Source organism: Vibrio sp. R78045 (genome assembly GCF_042466085.1).
GTDB lineage: Bacteria > Pseudomonadota > Gammaproteobacteria > Enterobacterales > Vibrionaceae > Vibrio > Vibrio cyclitrophicus.
Window position 1 is genome coordinate 1,348,482 of record NZ_JAXHBS010000013.1, and the last position, 20,754, is coordinate 1,369,235.

General features: G+C 43.0%; 18 protein-coding genes. 10 read left to right on the forward strand and 8 right to left on the reverse strand.

Going from position 1 to position 20,754, the window contains the following annotated elements:
- Positions 1–3: 3 nt before the first annotated feature.
- On the forward strand, positions 4–714 hold the full coding sequence (locus tag SJY39_RS16505) for a response regulator (RefSeq protein ID WP_016792238.1): 711 nt from the start codon (positions 4–6) through the stop codon (positions 712–714).
- A gap of 15 nt (positions 715–729) precedes the next feature.
- Here the strand turns inward: SJY39_RS16505 and SJY39_RS16510 are convergent, their stop codons facing one another.
- Genes SJY39_RS16510 through SJY39_RS16520 form a run of 3 tightly spaced genes read right to left on the reverse strand, consistent with a single transcriptional unit; the run spans position 730 to position 5,100 of the window.
- Positions 730–1,854: a lipocalin-like domain-containing protein gene (locus tag SJY39_RS16510; protein WP_016792239.1), complete on the reverse strand. Its 1,125-nt coding sequence runs from the start codon at positions 1,852–1,854 to the stop codon at positions 730–732.
- Positions 1,854–4,391 (reverse strand): ABC transporter permease, encoded by a 2,538-nt coding sequence (locus SJY39_RS16515; protein ID WP_016793204.1) that lies wholly within the window; start codon positions 4,389–4,391, stop codon positions 1,854–1,856. The genes SJY39_RS16510 and SJY39_RS16515 overlap by 1 nt, the downstream gene beginning before the upstream one ends.
- The gene (locus SJY39_RS16520; RefSeq protein WP_390242276.1) at positions 4,378–5,100 is read right to left on the reverse strand and encodes an ABC transporter ATP-binding protein; all 723 of its coding nucleotides are present in this window, start codon (positions 5,098–5,100) and stop codon (positions 4,378–4,380) included. The genes SJY39_RS16515 and SJY39_RS16520 overlap by 14 nt, the downstream gene beginning before the upstream one ends.
- Before the next feature lie 638 nt (positions 5,101–5,738).
- Here SJY39_RS16520 and SJY39_RS16525 point away from each other — a divergent pair.
- Positions 5,739–6,002, forward strand: coding sequence for a YrhK family protein (locus SJY39_RS16525; RefSeq protein WP_010431397.1), 264 nt, complete (start codon positions 5,739–5,741; stop codon positions 6,000–6,002).
- 424 nt (positions 6,003–6,426) lie between these two features.
- Here the strand turns inward: SJY39_RS16525 and SJY39_RS16530 are convergent, their stop codons facing one another.
- A complete protein-coding gene (locus tag SJY39_RS16530) occupies positions 6,427–8,520 on the reverse strand; it encodes a TonB-dependent siderophore receptor (RefSeq protein ID WP_016793203.1) in 2,094 nt (697 codons plus the stop codon).
- Between the two features lie 717 nt (positions 8,521–9,237).
- Between SJY39_RS16530 and rpiB the strand changes: the two genes are divergently transcribed.
- The 3 genes from rpiB (at position 9,238) to SJY39_RS16545 (ending at position 11,436) form a co-directional block, all read left to right on the forward strand.
- Positions 9,238–9,699, forward strand: coding sequence for a ribose 5-phosphate isomerase B (rpiB, locus tag SJY39_RS16535; protein ID WP_010431394.1), 462 nt, complete (start codon positions 9,238–9,240; stop codon positions 9,697–9,699).
- A 355-nt stretch (positions 9,700–10,054) separates the two neighbouring features.
- A complete protein-coding gene (locus SJY39_RS16540) occupies positions 10,055–10,918 on the forward strand; it encodes a DMT family transporter (protein WP_016784300.1) in 864 nt (287 codons plus the stop codon).
- Positions 10,912–11,436 carry a MerR family transcriptional regulator gene (locus tag SJY39_RS16545; RefSeq protein WP_010431390.1) on the forward strand — a complete coding sequence of 175 codons (525 nt, stop codon included), beginning with the start codon at positions 10,912–10,914 and terminating at the stop codon, positions 11,434–11,436. The genes SJY39_RS16540 and SJY39_RS16545 overlap by 7 nt, the downstream gene beginning before the upstream one ends.
- A 96-nt stretch (positions 11,437–11,532) precedes the next feature.
- Here the strand turns inward: SJY39_RS16545 and SJY39_RS16550 are convergent, their stop codons facing one another.
- The 4 genes from SJY39_RS16550 to kdgR form a co-directional block, all read right to left on the reverse strand.
- Entirely contained in the window at positions 11,533–12,318 is a 786-nt protein-coding gene (locus SJY39_RS16550; RefSeq protein ID WP_016767874.1) for a phytanoyl-CoA dioxygenase family protein, read from the reverse strand.
- Between the two features lie 128 nt (positions 12,319–12,446).
- A complete protein-coding gene (locus SJY39_RS16555) occupies positions 12,447–13,328 on the reverse strand; it encodes a DMT family transporter (RefSeq protein ID WP_010431385.1) in 882 nt (293 codons plus the stop codon).
- A 123-nt stretch (positions 13,329–13,451) separates the two neighbouring features.
- Complete coding sequence (locus tag SJY39_RS16560; RefSeq protein WP_032546037.1) at positions 13,452–14,783, reverse strand: MFS transporter; 1,332 nt, start codon at positions 14,781–14,783, stop codon at positions 13,452–13,454.
- Positions 14,784–15,075: 292 nt separating this feature from the next.
- Positions 15,076–15,861: a DNA-binding transcriptional regulator KdgR gene (gene kdgR / locus SJY39_RS16565; protein WP_010431377.1), complete on the reverse strand. Its 786-nt coding sequence runs from the start codon at positions 15,859–15,861 to the stop codon at positions 15,076–15,078.
- 246 nt (positions 15,862–16,107) lie between these two features.
- Between kdgR and kduD the strand changes: the two genes are divergently transcribed.
- The 5 genes from kduD to SJY39_RS16590 all read left to right on the forward strand — a co-directional run bounded on the left by kduD (position 16,108) and on the right by SJY39_RS16590 (position 20,623).
- Positions 16,108–16,869 (forward strand): 2-dehydro-3-deoxy-D-gluconate 5-dehydrogenase KduD, encoded by a 762-nt coding sequence (gene kduD / locus SJY39_RS16570; protein ID WP_010431375.1) that lies wholly within the window; start codon positions 16,108–16,110, stop codon positions 16,867–16,869.
- Between the two features lie 18 nt (positions 16,870–16,887).
- Positions 16,888–17,412 carry a YgjV family protein gene (locus tag SJY39_RS16575; RefSeq protein WP_016793201.1) on the forward strand — a complete coding sequence of 175 codons (525 nt, stop codon included), beginning with the start codon at positions 16,888–16,890 and terminating at the stop codon, positions 17,410–17,412.
- Between the two features lie 7 nt (positions 17,413–17,419).
- Positions 17,420–17,740, forward strand: coding sequence for a cupin domain-containing protein (locus SJY39_RS16580; RefSeq protein ID WP_010431369.1), 321 nt, complete (start codon positions 17,420–17,422; stop codon positions 17,738–17,740).
- Positions 17,741–17,812: 72 nt separating this feature from the next.
- On the forward strand, positions 17,813–18,451 hold the full coding sequence (locus SJY39_RS16585; protein WP_010431365.1) for an RpiB/LacA/LacB family sugar-phosphate isomerase: 639 nt from the start codon (positions 17,813–17,815) through the stop codon (positions 18,449–18,451).
- 405 nt (positions 18,452–18,856) lie between these two features.
- Positions 18,857–20,623 (forward strand): sodium:solute symporter family protein, encoded by a 1,767-nt coding sequence (locus tag SJY39_RS16590; protein WP_010431362.1) that lies wholly within the window; start codon positions 18,857–18,859, stop codon positions 20,621–20,623.
- The last annotated feature ends 131 nt before the right edge of the window (positions 20,624–20,754 follow it).

A 20,754-nucleotide genomic window follows, 5' to 3' on the forward strand; every position in this document is an offset into this window, starting at 1 on the left:
AGAATGAAGACGCATATTTTGATTGTGGAAGACGAGGAATACATTGCCGAAGTCTTGATCGCGTATTGCCAAAATAGTGGCTTTGAAGCGACCCACCTCGCGTCGGGTGCGAATGTTGTTGAGACGGTGAAATCGCAGACTTTTGACTTAATGTTGCTTGATTTAATGCTGCCAGATGTAGACGGTGTAGAGATATGCAAACAAGTACGTCAGTTTTCTCAATTACCTATCATCATGGTGACCGCAAAAAGTGAAGAGATTGACCGATTAATTGGTTTAGAGTTCGGAGCTGATGATTATATCTGCAAGCCGTTTAGCCCTAGAGAAGTGATTGCGAGGATCAAAACGGTACTGCGCCGCATTCAACCAAACCCAGCGTCTAACCGTTCTTATCTACCAAGCGCTGAGTTAGTTTTGGGACAATTTATATTAAAGCCTGACGAATATGAGGCCCGATTTGGTGGCTGCTTTCTTGACTTAACGCCCAAAGAATTCATGTTACTTCGCCTGCTAGTGGAGCATCCCGGCCGAGTGTATAGTCGTGATGATATTCTCAATGCGCTTTACAGCGATCTTGCCGATGTATCAGACAGAAATATTGATACCCACATAAAGAACATCCGTAAAAAAATACATGCTGTGGCACCAACAGCAAACCCTATCCGTTCGGTTTATGGGGTAGGGTACAAATTGCTGATTGAAATGCCTAAGTAGCCAGAGATATTTTGCTTAATATCCTGTCAGCTCCATATAGCCAGAACCAGAGTGGGATCCTTTAATCATGATTGGTCCTTCCCAATAGGGCACCGATAGTGGCATTTTCGCATTTGGATTAAGCGCCGAAACAGTCAGTTTAATTTGTTGCGTCGGAATCTTAATTTGCCATTCTGTTGGATAGTCACGCCCATCGATCTCTGTTTTCTTGGTGACGGTTAAGCTGATGTCTTGTTGTTTAATCGCGATGCCAGAACCTTCTCGCTGCATTAACCTCGCATGGGAATAGCTGGCTTTGCCTGTTTTTGAATCTCGAAGTTGGAACACGACCAAACTGGTTGCATCGTTTAACCTTAGAGCAAACCAATCCCAACCTTGTTGTGAGTCGAGCAAAAACTGCGAACTCCACTCTCTGTCGATCCAACCTTTGCCTGATACTTGATGTGCTACTCCATTAATGATCACTTCGCCTGATACATCAATGAACGGCTGACTGTAGTAATACGAAGCTACCTTCGCGTCACCGCTCTTGGTGCTGTAGCCTTGGTCGCCTTGTTTTTGGTAGGGTGCATCGTTAGTTAATTTGAGCGAGTAACCAAACTGTTCAGAATCCGCATTCAACGTAGCAGGGAATAGATCATCGGTAGCCGAGGTCCATTGCCAATCATCAAGGTAAACTCGAAATGGTGAAGAATCGACACCTGCTAGCTTAGCTTGACCGCGAGACCATTTTTCGTTGGCATAGTGTTTGTCTTTGGTGGTGACGGCACTATGCGCCATATAGATCTGTTGGCTTTGCCATGTTGTTTTCTGAGTGCTGTGGTCACTTTCTTGTGGTGCGGTTGCGAAACGAAATTGAGTCCATTGCACACCTAATGAGTGACCTTCTTCATCAGTCAGATTGGCAGTTAAATACCACCATTCATGACGAAAATCAGGGTGTGCTTGATGGTCGGCAGGAAAGGTGATGTCGATGCCTTTTACCACTGTAGTGAACTGCGCTTTGTCTGTTTGCGTTTCTTCGTCAGTTTGTCTTTCAGTGCTGAGGATTGAGCCCATGTTTTGGGGCTGTGAGTCTTCACATGCGATAAGAGATAAACTCAACAGAATGAGCGCTGTTGCCTTAATTAGTTGGTTCATCACAACACCTCACTTTGCAAGCTGCACACGACCGGCTTACTGACCAAACGCCACAGCGGAATTAAGGTAGCAACCACTGCGACTAAAATAGTGATGACAGCAATGTTCAGTGCGTCACTCCAGCTCCATACGTAATTTAAGCTCCAACCGAATGCGCGAAGGGTGACGATGTCCGTCAGTACATAGCCTACCATGGCACCAAGCGGCACGGCGACCACTAGAGTAAAAGCGACCAGAACAACGATTTGCCCCACCACCATAACCATTAATTTCTTCCGACTAACGCCAAGCGCATACAACCTTGCAATAGCGGCCTTACGTGCGTCGAGCAACATAAAGCATGCACAGAACAAACCAATAACAGCAACCATTAAAGTGACGCCATTGAGCGCCCGCGTAATGGCAAAAGTTTGTGAGAAAATGTCCAAAGCGATGGACTTGATTTGGGCTTGATCGTAAAGCTGACTAGGATGCAAATTCAATTGTTGGCGTAATTGTTCGTACACCTGTTGTGGGTCGCCAGATACTTTGATTCCCAAGCTGGTGGGTAAGTCCGTAAAGCCGTTTTCAAGCCATAAGTTGGGAGCCAATAACACTTCCCCATTTGGTGAGCCATAGTCATGGAAAATCGCGCCAACACTCAATGTATTGTCTTGAATAGCGTCTAATTTGAGTTGGCTTCCAAGGGACAAGCCGAGCTTCACCGCCGTAGGTTCGCTGATCGCCACTAATTCACCTTGGTAAAAGCGCGTCCAGAAGTTATCAACATGAGATTGGAACACCATGGTTTGTTCAAGTGTTTCATTGTCTTTGGTGCCGAGCAAAATAGGCAAGCCTTGCAAGTTATCATCAACGTAGTATTGCTTGTAGACGGTTTCAACGTTATCAAACAGGGTTAAGGCATGTTCAACATTGGCAATTTCACCTTGGGCGGGGCTAACGTAAATGTCGGCATGCAATCGCTGTTCAAGCCATTGCTTTAGGGTGGACTCAAAACTGCCAACTAAGGTATTCATTCCTATATTGGCGGTAACAGCAAGAAGCAGCGCCATCATGGCAAGGGAAAGAGGGGAGATCAGCTCACGCAGTTCAGCAAACAGATATTGTATTAAACCTGATTGGGCGCGCTTTTCGCTCCAACTCGCTAGCACACTTAGGGTTTTCGGTAGATACAAAGGTATCGACACAACTAACACACCGAGCCAGGCCATCGTGAACCGGTGGTGTTCGCTAAGCCATAAACCGGCCAACGCCAAAACAGTGAGTACCACGCCAACAACAAATAGCTGATTTTCGTTCGAGGCTTCCGGCGCTTGATAAAAACCACCATGTGAAGAGAGAGGCTGGCGGACGCGCTGCTTAAAGTGCTGCCAGCATGCAACCAGCGTTGCGGCTAGAGTGAGCAGTAAAGCTTGCGCTAACCATTGCCACTGCCATGTACCGGGAAGCAGTGTTGCACCATAAAGTTGCTCAAGCGTTATCGCGACGGTGGGGTGGAGCCAGTGGCTTAATTGAATTCCTAAAATGAAACCAAGCGACGCACCCAATGTGACTAAAAGAGTCAGCTCGACTAACAGAGCTGAAAATACGATGCTTGGCGCAATTCCAGCTTGTTGAATTTGCACCAACAGCCGATTACGTTTCAGCAAACTGTACTTAACACCGTTGTAAGCGATGAACAGGCCAACCAAAAACGCCAACAAACTCATGGCGGTGAGATTGAGGTGAAAGCTGTCAGTAATCGAGCCGAGATCGGTACTTTGATTATTGGTGATCCATTGCCCTTGTTCGCCAACGATGCTTTGCCATTTATCGAGTGAGTTGTTATTGGGATTAAACACAGCGATGTAGCTCAGTTGTCTTTGTTTGTTGAGCAGTTGCTGAGCGAATCCAATGTCCATCAGCATTCTGCTACCCAGTTGCCATTCGTCTGGTAGCACCACGACTTTGGTTTTGATTTCATCCAGAGTGAGCGTGTCTACTTCGCCCAAGTTTTGGTATTGCGATTGGCTCATCATCACGATGGGCTCGCCCGCTAAGAGTGGCGGTAAAGGTAAGGCGGCATCGAACAGGGAAATGTTTGGATCATTGCCTCGAGTATTGTCTTTTTCGTTATCGCTTTTTTCATCGACGCCAGAGTAACGAGCTCTTGAGGTGAGAGCGGCGATTAATTCACTGCCTTGTATTGACCAACGACGTCCTTGCTCGTCTCTCACTTGCCCTTCAATCACAGGCAGCGCGGCACTTAATCCATTTTGTCTCAAGGTGAAGTAAAGCGATTCTGGTAAGTAGTTTTGCCCTGATGGCGGAATGATTAAGTTTTGCGCCTGTGCGCTAAGTTGCTCAGTCGATTCTGAATAACTACGTTTCGCATTAAGGTTAATGGCTTGCACGGCGACAAACAAGGTCACCGCCAGCACGATGCCGATTAAAATTGCAGCAGCTTGTAACGGTGATTGGCGATAGTGCGCCACGAACAGATTTAGAGTCAGTTTGGTATGGGTGAACTTGGTGCTCGCAAACCTAGCTTGCTTCATAGGGCTGCTCACTGGCTTTCGATAGAGCCTTTTTCAAATCAACGGTCTTCAAACGACCATCATCTAAAACCAACTGTGTTTGCATAAAACTGGCACACTCAGGGCTGTGTGTGACCAACAGTACAGCAGTGTTGCCTTGTGTGGTGATTTCACTCAGCAACTTCATGACTTCCAAGCCTGCTTTTTGGTCGAGGTTGCCTGTCGGTTCATCGGCAAGCAGTAGCTTGGGTTTGTGGGCTAGCGCACGTGCAATAGCGACACGTTGCTGCTGGCCGCCAGAGAGCGCAGAAACATGCCTATCAAGTAGCTCGCTGATGCCTAAAGCTTCCACCAAATAATCACACCAATCGTTCCATTTTTGTTGGTTTAAATGAAGCGGGAAGGCGATGTTTTGTTTTACGTTGAGCGGGGTGAGTAAGTTGAACTGTTGAAAGATAACGCCGAGTTTGTGATGGCGAAAGCGACTCCATTGCGGATCCTTCCAAACCATCGCGTTATCGCCATCTAGCCACAACTCACCAACTGAAAGTGGTTCGAAACCAGCAATCACGTTGAGTAGGGTGCTTTTGCCACTGCCACTCGCTCCTGTCAAAGCCACACTTGCGCCTGTCGCCAATGTGAAGTCGACGCCTTCCAATACGTTATGGGTCTCTTTGCCATCAACAAAGCTTTTGCTCGCATGTTTGAGCGTGACAATTGGGCTTTCCATTTCATCTCCCTAAAACCAAAAACAGAATCAAAAGGTGTCGTTTCTATTGGCAATTACCGAAGCGATAGGCCCTATGAGATTCTAGACAACAATTTAAAAAAATTAGCGATTTACATCGAATTATTAATAACTTGTACTTCGATTAGGAGAAAATAGATCAATATAAGAAGAGGGGATAACGATTGAAGGGCAATTTGGACGGCTTATAACTTGAGATTCGAGGGCCGTGCTGGCTTGGTGAATGCTTGAACTAGGTTTTTATATCAAGTCATGAGTTAGCTTCTAGCTCAGATCTGCCCCAAAGTTAGCTGAACACTCATAAATGAGTTGAGTTTACCACTGTTGTTATGCCATTGGTGTAGCCAGCACTGTATAAATCAATAGGACATAATAATTTTCAATTACGCCTGGTTTACACTCTGTAATTGTTTATGTAGGCTCTAAAGAGAAGCGTTTATATCGGGTACTACTTGGAAAGGTGAGTGTGTTATTAATGTCGGTAATCTACCGATAATTGATACTCTCTGAATAACTTCCAACACTTGATGGCTTCAATGAAAGTCTTGATAGGGCAATTAACATATTGATGAGCTAATAGCCCTTTGTATCTTTAACTGTAGTTCGATTTAGGAGAGTTTGTGAATCAAGGTGTAGAGTTGGATGTAGATATTGGTAAAAAACATATAGTGATTCAGCGTCGTTATGAGGCTTTAGGAGCATTCAATGATTTATTAATTGCAGTTTGGTTTTTGGTTGGTAGCTTCTTCTTTTTAAATGAGTCTCTGATTGAAAGTGGTACTTGGTTATTTATAGTAGGTAGTGCGCAGCTAATCATCAAACCATCAATTAAGCTAATGAGCTTAGTTCATGTTAGTCGAGTGTCCAAAGCATTGACACAATAGCTATTGTTATGCACCAAGGTTACTGACAAAACCAATTAATAGACTAGATCTAAACTCTTCTACAAATAAAATTGTTCTTCATCGTTTCTTTGTTTTATATCGACTTACGAAAGTCGCTCTGCCAATTCGTTTTAAGAGATATTCTGGGTAGGTATCTGATAGATGGAGTTAAATACTGGCTTCTGATTGCCTCTAGGTGTCGCAGGGGAAAGGAGCACTTAAATCTAGGCAAGTTCTTCCTTGGTAAGAAGCCTAAAAGTAAGGTCGGTGTTAAATGAATCCTGATATTATAGCTAAAGCTATAAGCTGAAAGGTAAAAACCAATCAGCTTATAACTTAACCTAAAATCAGAAAAGCCATCGCGAACATCACACCTATTGAAAAACGGTTTTGGTTGCAATGGCTTAAGCTGAGAGCCAGCTAATTAATATTCAAATTGGATGCTAGCCATATAATTTCGACCCTCACCAATATCAACATCCTCACCACCTAATTGAGTGCTTCTTGTATTGCCGCCTCCATCTAGATAATCAGTATCAAATAGATTTTCAATATTGAAGCGAGCTACGATGTTGAGGTCGTTGTACTTCTGAGTGTAAGAGATACCGGTATCAATACGCGTATATGCATCTTTCTTGAAAGTGTTACCTGAGTCACCGTAGCGGCTTCCGACATGGACAACGCCTAGATTTAGATTGGTGTCATCTCTAAGTTTGTAATTTGACCATATTGACGCTGAAAACTCAGGTGTATTCGCGGGTACATTACCCTCGTAAGAAGCGCTGTTTGTTATCTCTGCATCAAGATATGTAGCAGATCCTGAAAGACTTAACTTACTACTAACGAGCCCCTGTGCTGCGAATTCAGCTCCTCGATGAACCTGTTCGCCATCTTGAGTCAAAATATCTTCATCTGCATTATCTGGGTTTTCAACGCTTAGTTGAATGTTCGATAAAGTTGTCTCAAACAAAGCCCCAGTCAAAAATAAGCGACGATCAAATAGCTCCCATTTGGTTCCGACTTCATAAGATTTACCTAATTCAGCGTCGAGTTTTTCACCTTCGTTTATATAAGATGTACCCACTTCACCTTGAGGAATGAAACTTTCTGAGTACTGGACATAAATAGAGCTATTATCTGAAGGGTGGTAAATAATCCCTGCTTTTGGTGAAACTTGGCTTTCAGTAATATCATCATGTTTCTCGTCATAACGAACACCCACTAGAAGATGCCATTGATCATTGAATTTTGTTAAGTTTTGGATGTAAGTACCCCAAAGATCGTAAGAAGACGCTCTTATGCTAGTATTCAACGATTCAGGGAAGTCGACAGACTCTCCAACACTTGCACTAACTACATCACCTGTATGATTTATACGGTCGAAAGAATACCTCAAGTAGTTCGCACCAATTAATAGAGTATTCTCAGTTCCAACTAAATCGAAGTTGTGGGTAAGATCAACATAAGCGGTATCATGGTTCCACTCGTCATACTGTTCACCGGGGGTCAGAGTGACAGTCCCATTTTCTTCATAGTTGCTAAAGTTAGTCCATGTGTAACGATAATCACGTTCATATCTTTGGGCGTTGTATCCCGTCTTTATGTTGGTGTCATAACTTGGTGATAGGAGAAGGTCAAAACCGTAGTTTTGAACTTTAATATCAGTATTAGCCCAATCAGCGTCCCAAATATATTTGCTGCCTGCAACTGGCTTACCATCCACAATGTAAGAGCCAGTATCAACATCACCGTCATAATCAAAATAGTCATAATGCAGAGATAACATCGCTTTTTCATTGATGTCATAATCAACCATTAGTGCACCGATCATGCGTTCTGTTTGAGGGTTGCTTCCATCTGCATATTCGCGCCAAGAGCTGTAGCTATCCTTTACTAGGATAGTTCTTGCGCGCAAAGATTGATCTTCGTTAAGTGAGCCACTGAGATCTATCATAGTTTTAGATTTATCGTTAGAGCCAATGTCTTGGCGCAAAATGAGTTGCGTCTCAGACGTTGGCTTTTTTGTCACCATGTTAATTAGACCGCCAGGCTCTGATTGACCATAAAGTAAACTTGATGGACCTTTTAACACCTCGACTCGTTCTAGTAGCTCGGTCGGTTGTGGGTAATACGACCAGAGTTGATGACCATCTCTCATGATCCCGCTACCACTACCAACATCAAAACCACGCATGGTAAAGTATTCAATGTTGTGCCCTTTGGTATTCCCTGTTGTTACACTTGACTCATACTCTAAAACTTCTCCAAGACTACTTGCCCCTTGCTCTTCGAACATTGAACTGTCTATGACCGTAATTTGCCCCGGAGTTTCTAATTGAGTCATCTCCATACGCATAGCGGTGTTGTTGGTATCATTCTTATAATGAGCAAACTCGCTACCCACAATTGTCATTGTTTCAGCTGGCACCATTGGCTCTTCAGTCGTATGACTTTCTGCAAATGCTTGATTCGCTAATACTGCACTGATTAGTAGCGATACCTTTGTTTTGAAAAACACTGTACTTTTAACTCCTATTTATTATTTTTTATCATCGTTAGATTTTTTCTTCGCGTAACCAGTTTCGCCAATACCAAAGATTGACCGTATTGGCTTCCATAGACCCTGTCGTTGTTTAAGCGATGGAAGAAACAAATTATCCGTAACCTGAACCGCGCTCATTCTTTGATGACGTCTAACGAGTCGTTTATTCCTCCGCAAGGTAAATGACAATGATTTACATTTGCATTGAATTTACATTATTTACATTTTCTTACACTTTCTGTGTTTAAATCACAGCTCTCTGGTTGGTGTAAATTTGTCCAAAAAGACATAACAACTAATCAATAGGAAAAGGAACACGTTATTAATGCCGCATGGTTTAGAGGTAAACTAAGTAAGCAAAGGAACCGGAGACAGTAAAAAATGTCGTCGCCTAACGCTCCCAATCATGTTGATGGGCAGTTTGTAATAGCTCAATGAATTGGCTACTTGATTGGAGATTTGTAATACTTGAAACTATCCGTGAGATGCTAATTTAGTCCACTCATTGATACGTTGCTGTGCAGAAGAGAGGAGGGGGAACATCGTAACGCAGAAATATTCCGTTCTTTGTTTCGGCTGATTCAATATATGCTTCACTCTGGCATCATTTGGTATATTTTTTCATCGAGCTATGTGGCTAAATTTAATTGTCCACTACATTTATATAAAACCTATGAGGTAGAAAGTAATTGTATGAAAGTTGCAATAGGTAATGACCACGCTGGACTTGAATTAAAGCAGAAGCTTGTCACTCATATTGAAAATAAAGGCCATACCGTTATTGATATGGGTACAGGAAATAAGGAACGTACACATTCAGCGCTCTATGCAGATAAAGTAACCAAATTGGTTAAACTTAAACGCGTAGATATGGGCATATTAATCTGTGGGACAGGTGTAGGAATGAATATTTGTGCTAACAAAGTTAATGGTATAAGAGCTGTGATGGGCTTTGAATCCCATACTGTTGAGCAGGCTAGGCGACATAATGATACTAATGTACTTACTTTGGGAGCCTTGACTATTGAACCGACACTAGCAATAAAACTAGTTGATATTTGGCTGGAAACTGAGTTTGACGATAGTGAAACTAGGCGTTATAGGTTGCATTTAATCGAAAAAATTGAAATCGATCAAAATGAGAGTGACATATAAGAGCTAAGGCTGATAGACAACGGTTTCTAAAGGCCCTGCATAAAATAACGCAAACTACCTCTGTCACTTTGAGTAAGCAATTTGAAAAACAGGACGAGCTATTATTTTGTCCAAAACCTTGTCACTTTAAATCTTAACCAACGTCAATTTTTAACTCAGAATTACCCTTTTTCATGTTTCAAAGAGACTACTTTTATCCGTTAACAACTCATATCACTTGACCTGTCTACAGGTAACGACTTTAGAATGATTAGCCTTATACTTATCATGACTAAAGAGGCACATTTCGTTGTACCAATTACGAGACTTACAGCAATCAAAGATACTTCAGCTCTTTAACCACCTTTCATCGACAATGAAAGGGATCACTCTTGCCCTTATATCTACAGCACTGTTTACTATAGTTGGGGTATTTGTTCGACAACTCAGTACAGACTATGACACATTTCAGATCCTGTTCTTTCGCCAGCTCATCTTTATGCTCTTGCTCCTGCCTGCGATCAGAAAAAATATTGGTGTGCTGCTTAAGCCCAACAAAATATCGCTTCACCTACTAAGAATACTAGGCGCTTTTACCGCTCTATATTTTGGCTTTATTTCAGTGAGCAACATTCCATTTTCTGACGCAACAGCACTCGGTTTTCTGCAGGTACTTTTTGTGGCTCTAATCGCTCATTTCGTATTGGTAGAGCAGATCACCAGCAGTCGAATTTTCACGATTGTGGTTGGATTTATCGGGGTAATGACGGTTGTTCGACCGACCTTTGCAAGCCATAACCTTTATGTTTTATCTGGCGTGATTGCCGCACTAGGCGCGTCGGTAGCGGTAGTGTGTGTTAGGAAAGTGGCACAGAGCGAACCAAAGATAACATTGATGGCATACCAAGCTCTGGCAATTGGTTTGATGACATTAATACCAACCCTTTACTTATGGCGCACACCAACAGTCGAAGACTTTATGCTACTGCTGTTAGTTGGCATCATCTCTTCGTTTGCTCAGTATGTTGGTATCTCTGCATATAAATGGGTGCAAGCCAACATCATTGCCAATGTTGAGTATGTAAAGATTATCTATTCACTTATTATTGGCTTAGTTGTCTTTTCTGAAATTCCTGATTTATGGTCAATGATTGGCGCACTGATTATTCTTATCAGTGCATTGATTCCATTGATTTGGTCTCACTATCAAACAACCAAAGAGGATAGCCCTAAGTGTTGAGCATCAAACAATTTTGTGAGCAACTTGAGGTATGTCGAACAACGGTTCTCTACTACGAGCGAAAGGGGCTAATTACTCCCGCAGCTAGAGCATCTAACGGTTATCGCCAATATGGAGAGCGAGAACTTGATAGGTTTAGATCAATACTTGCCTATCGCTCTTATGGTATTCCCGTCAGTGAGATTGAGAGCCTGCTACAGCAATCTCAGGATGAAGACCGAGATGTGGTACTAAGACAACAGTTTGCTGCCCTCGATCTAGAAATTCAAAAATTGCGCCAGCAGCAACAGTCCATAATGGCGTTACTCAAAGACCCTGAACTTCTTAATCAAGGCCTACTCACCAAAGAGCGTTGGACAGAAATACTTAAAGAATCAGGAATGGATGAACAGGGTATGATCAATTGGCACAAACGCTTTGAGCAGATGGAGCCGCTAGGACATCTCAAATTCCTGCAATCTTTAAATATCGATGAAGATGAAATTGCGCAGATAAGGGCGTGGTCTCGCCAATCATAAATCAGCGATCTGGGATTAGATATTTCAACTCTAAGCCGTAATATGTGCGATATTCTCTACTCTAGTTTGTTAAAAATTCGCGATGTTAATTGATTGCTAGCACAGCATCGATTTTAACTGTAGCGTGTTCATAAACAATCTAGGATCGTTAAACTTGTTCAACATTGATGGAGTTGGCAAGCAATCGTCATCGACGTAGTCTACATAATCGGCCGCAGAATCAAAGATCAATATATCCAAAGCCAACCGATCCAGCCCGTATCGGCCTCGATGGATCATATCCGCCGAAAATACCAACAAGTCGCCTGCAGCTAACGGTATTTGCTTCCCGCCAGAGATGTCATCACTGCTCTCTTTACCATTCACTTCTTGGCGAACATTGTATTCCTCTTCATTGTCCCATCGCTTGTGTGTTCCGGGGATGAGCTCCATTCCGGGTTCATCAAATAAGGGGACGCGTAGGTGTAATACTTGCGTTTCTAGTATTACTCTCATCTGGTCATCAATGTCATAATCGTATTGACAGTCACGATGCCAAAAGTCTTTCTGCTCCGGGTTTACAGGGTTGAAGAATAGTTGCGTGTTCATGAATGCAGGGTTGTTCGGAATTACCGCATCAACGACATCCATGACTTTTTTTGAGCTAATGAAATCAAAGAGTGCAGTTCTATCATCAGTAGGTAAATATTGGCTTCCCGTAATTAGAGACGAGTTAAACGCTTCTTCTTGATAGAACTCTTCGTTGTCGGCCTTCCACGATTCATGGAATTTAAGTACGACTTTTCTAAGCGATGCAATTTGAGCTTCATCGAAATAATTTCTGAGAACAAAGTAACCCTGCTCGTCGTATTGGTTACTTAATTGTTGGTTGTTTTCTAACACTGACTACCTTCGTGCTATCTATACCGTGAATGTGCACGGATTTCTCGAGCGCATAATGCCAGACTGTAGTGATTCAACCAAGTAAGGAATGAGGGAATGATTAAACACCACGGTATGACGTAGTTCAACTACTGCCACATTACCAACACAGCTGCGATAGAAAGTAAGATCAGCGCAAGAATGTCTTTGCGAGCAATACTTTGCCCCAACCAGAAGTAAGAGATCAATACCATAAAGACTACTTCGATTTGCCCTAATGTTTTTACATAAGGCACGGCTTGAAGTGACATCGCGCTAAACCAGCCAAGAGAACCAATTACACTTGCTAGGCTTGTCATTACCACCAGTTTCGACTTGGTAAAGATCTGGCGCAATGTGTCGCGTTCTCTGAAAAAAAGATACGTACAGATAATCACTGTCTGAAGGGAAATGACGAGAAACAGCACCCATGCGGCGCTATGAGGGAAGGGCAGGCCAATACTCAAGCTAGCTTCACGTACCCAAAGAGACGTTAAAGCAAAGGCTGTGCTGCAAGCCATACCTAAGAGAAAGACTTTGGGAGAGAGGCTTCGCCAACCGGAAGAGCTGCTCATTATTAGCACGCCTAACGTGCCAATAAGTACTCCTATCCAACCTGTCACCGTTAACGCGGTACCAAAGAACAACACAGAAAGCACTGCCGAAACGGGAGCCTCACACTTAGCGAGTCCTGCTCCAATCGCGTAGTTTTCGAGTTTAAATAGCATCACCATTAAACCGGTCGCGAGGATCTGCATAATGGCTGCTGCAACGATAAAAAAGCCAAACTTGCCGGAAAAACTAGGAACAGCGACTGGCTGCCATTGATAGAGCGCGCATAGGTAAATAAGTGCAATAGGGCCAGCCCAAATAAAGCGAGCCAGCGTCACTCCCGCCACACTCATTGTGCCACTTAATTTGCTTTGAAATGCATTACGCCAAGATTGGCTGAAGGCAGCAAGAAGAGTAAAAGCTATCCAACTAAAAGACATGACGCTTCCATGTGTTATATAAATTAATGATTATACTAACAAACCATACCAATATAAGAAGCGACTTAGTCTTGTTATAGCCAGAGGTGAAGCTTTAATTTCGACAAAATACAGCTAACCCTTTCAAAAAATGGGTCCTTTTTTGTTTTTGAAATAGAACAGTACGCTTATCGAAACGAACAATAAGGTGAAGTAATAGAAGAACGAAGACAGTGAAGCTAAGAAGTCGAGGTTTTGTTCTATCTCTTGTGCGGTGTAGCTCTGAGACACCAATTTATAGTAGTAGGCATACAAAATACCGATCAAGCCATACCCAAGGTTAAACATCAGGCCTTTGAAACTGAGAACGGTCGCTCGGTTGTGTGATTCCGTCTTTTTGTTCAGATGGTAGCTAATGAATATGTTCATCGTCATGATGATAAAGATCAGTACCAACGCGGGAATTACGCCATAAATAGACCAACCTAAACTGATCCAATAGTAGGTCGCCATGCTTGCTAACCCCATGACCACAATAAAGGTTTTGGGCTCGATGCTTTCTGCCAATCTTCGGCTTTGCCCTGCCAATATAATCTTAAGCAAGCTGATACCCGCGCCAATAAAACCAAAGTAGATAATTGGAATATCAATGGCCAGATAGTATTGGCTGTTCATGGTTAGGAACATTCGCGAGGTGTGTTCGAATAGGCTGTAGTAGAGCAAGATGAACAGCACGTAAGGCGTAGCAAATACCCATTTACCCGCATCGATCGTTAACTTGAGGCTTGCGATGGTGGTTGCTAATTTGGTTTGGTCGCTTGGCATCACCTTTTTCTCTTCGCGCATATTAATCGCGGCATAGATGGCGATCGTCGCAACAAATAAGGTGGCGAACACGGGAATACGCATCAGGTCTTTAGTGCTTTCTGGCTCCGCTAGTCCAAAGAAATGAAAGATGTTCGCCATAAAGTTCACATCGTACATCGCCGCACCAATTAGAATGACAAAGATACCGACAGTTGAGGCGACACGAAGCTGGATTTGCAGCACTCGGGGCCACAACTCTTCATTGCCTTGTTCTTTTAAGGTGTCGTAAGCCAATGCCTCGTCGGCGCCGCTCGCCAGTGCCATCGCTAAGCCACTGAGAATCCGATTAATTAGAAAGACAATGAACACCAAGTTAGGGTTTCCGGTTGGCACTAAGGCGATCATCGCGATCTCAACAAACATCACAATCGAAGATAGCACCACCAGTTTCTTACGGCCTAAGGTATCGGCGAATGCGCCCGACGGTACTTCAGCAAGCACAATGGTGGCTGCCCAGACTACGTTTAGCATGGCAAACTGAGACAGGGTTAAGCCGTAATCTAAATAGAGTAGGGTGAAAATAGGGTAATAAAAACGCGCAAAGTAGCTACTTCGAAACATTAAGAAGTAGCGGACATTGGGAGTTTTAAGGATCTCTGTGAGCGTCATGATATTTTCAGTCATTTAGATAACACATCATTATGTATAACCCTTTTACTCTTTTAAATCATGGGATTGTTTCTAAATCCCTAGAATATCTGGTTTAGGGGATCTTTGAGAACATCGTTCATGGTGGGTTATAGGATTGCAGGTCTTCGTGCGATCTGATGACGGTGGAAGCTATTTATCTGATCTATAAGTCTTTCTATTTACACATAGCATGGCTTGTCATGATTCTTGGGCTGGTAATCGATGGGACAACGCGTAATAAAAAAGGCAGCAATAATTGCTGCCTTTTTTATTATTTGATTGGGTAATCATTAAACCCTAATTGCTTGGATATATTTCTGCCTGCGTTGTGCAGTAACTCCACATAGTGAGCTTTTTTCTCTTCATCAAATCGAATAGTAGGAAATGAAATTGAGACACCGGCAATTACGGTACCAAAGCGGTCGTAAACTGGAGCTGCGATACAACGTAAGCCTGGCTCTTGTTCTTCATTATCTTCGCCAAAGTGCTGTAGCTTAACCGCTTTAAGTTCATCGACAAGTTGGTCGACATTTTCAAGGGTATTTTTTGTACTTTTCACAAATTCGGCGTCTGCCAACTGAGTGCGAACGAATTCTTCGTCACGTTCTGCCAATAATACTTTACCAATCGCAGTCGTATGCAGAGGATTTCTTCGACCAACGCGTGAGTGCATGCGTAGGGCGAAGCTAGAATCGATTTTGTGTATGTAGATGATAGAGCCATGGTCCAACGCACCTAAGTGAATGGTTTCATTGGTCTCTTCTGAAATCACACGCATCTCTTTCTCGGCGATTGTGATCATATCAACCCATTCGAGTGACTTTGAGCCAAGCTCAAACATCTTTAATGTAAGTGAGTATCTGTCAGCTTCGCCTTGTTGAGATACATAGCCAAGCATTTTCATGGTTTGTAGAAAGCGGTAGGTAGTGGCCTTAGACATCATTAGACGTTGTGAAAGGTCTGATACGCCTATTTCCTTCTGTTCCCCCAGAGATTCAAGAATATTAAAAACTTTTAATACCGATGAAACGGCTTCTGGCTGGGTGGACTTCTCCATTTTTCTTCCTTTGAGCTATCTAATATCAAGACAAAATACCATTTTTCGTAATTTCTAAAAAGCCTTTTCAAAAAAATAAAAAAAGATAACGATCAACTTCAAACTTTTAGGATAAGTAGAAATTATTTTTGAAATGTCGTTTCAAAAATAATTGTCAGCAATGATTTTATGTTTTATTGTATGACTAAATCGAGTGGGCGACATTACAGAAATGCCACAACACTAAACGCAATTGAGGAAGCAAACATGATGTTAGAGTCATTCAATCTGGAAGGTAAAGTAGCGATAGTGACGGGTTGTGATACTGGCCTTGGTCAAGGTATGGCAATTGGTCTGGCTGAAGCTGGATGTAAAGTGGTGGGCGTTAATCGTGTTGAGCCAGTAGATACCATTGAAAAAATGAATAAAGCGGGTCATACGTTTTTAGACGTACGTGCCGACCTTCTAAAGCAAGAAGAGATTCCTGGAATTATAGATAAAGCGCTGACTGAATTTGGTCGCATCGACATCCTTGTTAATAATGCCGGCATCATTCGTCGAGAAGATGCGATTGAGTTTTCTGAGCAAAACTGGGATGACGTAATGAACATCAATACTAAGACTGTTTTCTTTATGTCTCAGTCGGTTGCGAAGCAGTTTAAAGCGCAAGGTACTGGCGGCAAGATCATCAATATCGCATCAATGCTCTCTTTCCAAGGTGGTATTCGTGTTCCTTCGTATACAGCGTCTAAGAGTGCTGTAATGGGTATCACCCGCGCGATGGCGAACGAATGGGCGAGCGATAACATTAATGTCAATGCGATTGCACCTGGATATATGGCAACCAACAATACTCAAGCACTGCGTGAAGATGCTGATCGTAACCAAGCTATTCTTGAGCGCATTCCTGCTGATCGCTGGGGTACACCTAAAGATGTCGCTGGCCCATGTGTGTTCTTAGCATCATCTGCATCGGATTATATTAATGGTTATACCATTGCTGTCGATGGTGGATGGTTAGCACGCTAACAATTTTTGTAATATAAGATGGTCAACGAGATCGTTGCACAATCTGTAGGGCTACTAAGTTTCCTTCTGGGCCTTTCGACCTTTTACCAGAAGGACGACAAAAAGCTCAAAGTGGTCATGTTGATGTTGAACGTTAACCATCTTATCCACTTTTTATTATTGGGTTCTATTACATCGGCAATCGGTGCTTTGATTTCAGCACTCAGGACTTGCACTGCTATGTACACAAAATCGCTGTGGGCTGCAGGGTTCTTTATTGCCCTCGCAGTTGGTAGCGGAATCGGTTTTGCTCAGCATTGGTATCAACTTCTGCCTTTAGCCGGAACGATTATTGGAACGTACTCAATATTTAGATTGAATGGTATTGCACTAAGAGTCGGCTTTTTATTGGGAGCTGCATGCTGGCTAACTAATAATCTGATTATTGGTTCAATTGGTGGCTCGCTGATGGAAATATCAGTGATAGGGATTAACCTCGTTACTATTTTTCGTCTATACCAAGATAACGCCAAGTGCAAAATTACGCCGCAACAACAGGAATAAAAACGACATGTTTGTGTATAACGAAGACGTGAAAATGGAAGATCTTGGCGCGGGAGTTTCCCGCAAGGTGCTTGCTCATAGCGAGAACGTGATGGCTGTAGAAGTTCATTTCGAAACAGGCGCAGTTGGTGCGTTGCATACCCATCCTCATGAGCAGCTCACATACGTTTTGTCGGGAGCCTTTGAGTTCACGATTGGCGATGTAACGAAAGTGGTGCGCGCAGGCGACACTATGTACAAAGAGCCGGGTATCGAACATGGCTGTGTTTGCCTAGAAGCCGGCGTATTAATTGATAACTTTACGCCAATGCGTAAAGACTTTGTTTAAGCTCTAAATTTTTTAGAGCGAACACTTGAGCACTAATTTTTAAATTTGCAGTAATGCTGCGGGAGAAAGTAAATGAAAATCGCATTAATAATGGAAAACAGTCAAGCAGGCAAAAATGCAATGGTATCAGCTGAACTAGAGTCAGTTGCTGGTGGTTTTGGTCACGATGTTTTCAACCTAGGAATGACAGATGAGAACGATCACCACTTAACGTATATTCATCTAGGTATTATGGCGAGCATTCTGATTAACTCAAAGGCTGTTGACTTTGTTGTGACAGGATGTGGCACTGGTCAAGGTGCTTTGATGTCGCTGAACTTACATCCAGGCGTGGTTTGTGGTTACTGTTTAGAACCTTCTGATGCGTTCTTGTTCAACCAAATCAACAACGGCAACGCTATCGCGCTCGCTTTTGCGAAAGGTTTTGGTTGGGCTGGTGAACTGAACGTTCGTTACATCTTTGAAAAAGCTTTCACAGGTGAGCGTGGTCAAGGTTACCCGTTAGAGCGAGCAGAGCCACAACAACGCAATGCCGCGCTTCTTAATGAGGTAAAAGCAGCGGTAGTGAAGGATAACTTTATTGATTCACTGCGCGCTATCGATCAAGATCTAGTGAAGACTGCTGTGGGTAGCCCTCGTTTCCAACAGTGTTTCTTTGATAATTGCCAAAACCAAGCAATTGCTGATTATGTCCGTTCGCTTTTGGACTAATTGAAACGCTTGATTTCAGAGAGCCAGCCCAATGAGGCTGGCTTTTTTATATCAGGAGTTTGGATAACTAATAGCTGATGTTTAGTTAATACCAAAGCAATCGGCGCCTGAGTCATGGCTTGGTATACCTCCTAGACGCGTAATTTGGTCGCTATACCCCTAGGTTACTTGATCTATTTTCGCCCCTTCTCGCCACGATGTATCTAAATATCCATCAATGATCTTTTTAAATTAAAAAGCGCAGAACTCAATAATCCAAACTCGATCTCATTTGTATGACTTTTGCATTGTTTGGATCACAAAAATCACAGGAAACCCTTAAATAAAATATCGTTAATGTAATAATGAAACGGTATTTTAAAAATTAAATCACTTAAATGGAACAATAATGAAAAGGGGTTCGTAATGAATATCGACATGCTCGTTGTTGGTGTCTACTTTATCTTTATGATAGCGATTGGCGTCATCTTCAAACGTTTTGCAGGCAGTTCTACCAGTGATTACTTTCGTGGAGGAGGCAAGATGTTGTGGTGGATGGTTGGCTCTACCGCATTCATGACGCAGTTTAGTGCCTGGACATTTACTGGCGCTGCGGGTAAAGCTTTTACCGATGGGTTCCCAATCATGGTTATTTTCATGGCGAACGCATTTGGCTTTCTACTTTCGTGGTTGTTCTTTTCATACCGCTTTCGACAAATGCGTGTTGTTACACCTATTGAAGGTGTGCGTCGTCGCTTCGGTGCAACGAATGAACAAGTGTTTACGTGGGCAACAATGCCGACAAGCGTGGTCTACACCGGTATTTGGCTAAATGGTCTCGCACTTTTCGTTAGTGCTGTGTTTAAAGTTGATATCGAAACCACGATCGTTGTGACTGGTTTGATTGTTCTCTTTATTTCGGTGTTGGGCGGAGCGTGGGGTGTAGTAGCTTCAGACTTTGTACAAATGGTGGTGATAATGGCGGTGACCGTGGTTTGTGCGGTAGCTGCATTGGCAAAAATTGGTGGCCCAGCGAATCTTATCGAGCAATTCCCTGCCGACAGTGTCATGGGCTCTGATATGAACTATCCATTGCTGTTCGTATCTTGGTTTATCTTCATGTTCGTTAAGCAATTGCAAAACATCAACAACATGCAAGATTCTTATCGCTTCTTAACGGCAAAAGACTCTACTAACGCACGTAAAGCCGCCCTACTTGCGTTCGTATTAATGCTGATTGGGCCGGCGATTTGGTTCTTACCACCCTGGGTAACGGCAATTATCTATCCTGAAGCGGCAACTGTACATGCGGCTGAACTTGGTAGTAAAGCAGCGGATGCAGTTTACCTAGTGTTTGTCGAAAACGTCATGCCGGTTGGTATGGTGGGACTGCTTATGTCGGCTGTATTTGCGGCAACAATGTCTTCAATGGATTCAGGTCTAAACCGAAATTCAGGTGTGTTCGTGCGTAACTTTTACGCACCAATCATAGACAAAAACGCGGATGACAAGAAGCTGATGCGAGTGAGTCAATTCATGACTATGGTCTTCGGCATATTGATCATCATGGTAGCTCTGTTCATTAACTCTCTTCGTGGCTTGAGCCTTTTCGACGCAATGATGTACGTAAGTACGCTGTTACAGATGCCAATTCTAGTGCCGTTATTCTTCGGTATGTTTATTAAGAAAACGCCCGACTGGGCAGCTTGGGCGACATTGGCTGTGGGCATGCTGGTGTCTTACATCGTGAGTTTTGTGCTTACAGCAGACGTTGTTGCCAATTTATTAAACTTAGAGGTTCCGTTCACGGGACGTGAAGCGAGTGACCTAAAAGTTCTGCTTGGGGTTATTGGGCACCTTGTGATCACGGGTGGTTTCTTCTGTCTAACAACTAAGTTCTACAAAGAGCCAGTGGGCAAAAGAAATACAGAACTTAAAGAGTTTTGGAGTGATGTTGCGACTCCTGTTATCGAAGAGGAAGGACAAGATGAAATGGATCGCCAACAACGCGATATGCTAGGCAAGCTCATTCTGGTTTTCGGTGCACTTGTAACGGCGATGGTACTAATCCCGAACCCGTTCTGGGGTCGCATGGCCTTTGTCTTCTGTGGCGCGGTAATTGTGACTGTGGGTTCTCTGTTATTAAAGAGTGCGAGAAAAACGCCTCGTTTAGAAATGTCTACATCCAAGTAATCAGCAACAACTAGTTAGATAAAAGTAACACGAGTATAGGTCAGAGAGAGTGTCTCTCTGGCCTATAGAACCACCTCGTAGAGGGGCTTTAGGAAACAATTTCATGACTGAGTTTTTCCCTAAAGTTTATC

Bases quoted from the DNA above. Each gene is read 5' to 3' on its own strand.
- SJY39_RS16505 (WP_016792238.1), top strand. From the start codon at position 4: ATGAAGACGCATATTTTGATTGTGGAAGACGAGGAATACATTGCCGAA.
- SJY39_RS16510 (WP_016792239.1), bottom strand. From the start codon at position 1,854: ATGAACCAACTAATTAAGGCAACAGCGCTCATTCTGTTGAGTTTATCT.
- SJY39_RS16515 (WP_016793204.1), bottom strand. From the start codon at position 4,391: ATGAAGCAAGCTAGGTTTGCGAGCACCAAGTTCACCCATACCAAACTG.
- SJY39_RS16520 (WP_390242276.1), bottom strand. From the start codon at position 5,100: ATGGAAAGCCCAATTGTCACGCTCAAACATGCGAGCAAAAGCTTTGTT.
- rpiB (WP_010431394.1), top strand. From the start codon at position 9,238: ATGAAAGTTGCAATAGGTAATGACCACGCTGGACTTGAATTAAAGCAG.
- SJY39_RS16540 (WP_016784300.1), top strand. From the start codon at position 10,055: ATGAAAGGGATCACTCTTGCCCTTATATCTACAGCACTGTTTACTATA.
- SJY39_RS16555 (WP_010431385.1), bottom strand. From the start codon at position 13,328: ATGTCTTTTAGTTGGATAGCTTTTACTCTTCTTGCTGCCTTCAGCCAA.
- SJY39_RS16560 (WP_032546037.1), bottom strand. From the start codon at position 14,783: ATGACGCTCACAGAGATCCTTAAAACTCCCAATGTCCGCTACTTCTTA.
- kdgR (WP_010431377.1), bottom strand. From the start codon at position 15,861: ATGGAGAAGTCCACCCAGCCAGAAGCCGTTTCATCGGTATTAAAAGTT.
- kduD (WP_010431375.1), top strand. From the start codon at position 16,108: ATGATGTTAGAGTCATTCAATCTGGAAGGTAAAGTAGCGATAGTGACG.
- SJY39_RS16575 (WP_016793201.1), top strand. From the start codon at position 16,888: ATGGTCAACGAGATCGTTGCACAATCTGTAGGGCTACTAAGTTTCCTT.
- SJY39_RS16580 (WP_010431369.1), top strand. From the start codon at position 17,420: ATGTTTGTGTATAACGAAGACGTGAAAATGGAAGATCTTGGCGCGGGA.
- SJY39_RS16585 (WP_010431365.1), top strand. From the start codon at position 17,813: ATGAAAATCGCATTAATAATGGAAAACAGTCAAGCAGGCAAAAATGCA.
- SJY39_RS16590 (WP_010431362.1), top strand. From the start codon at position 18,857: ATGAATATCGACATGCTCGTTGTTGGTGTCTACTTTATCTTTATGATA.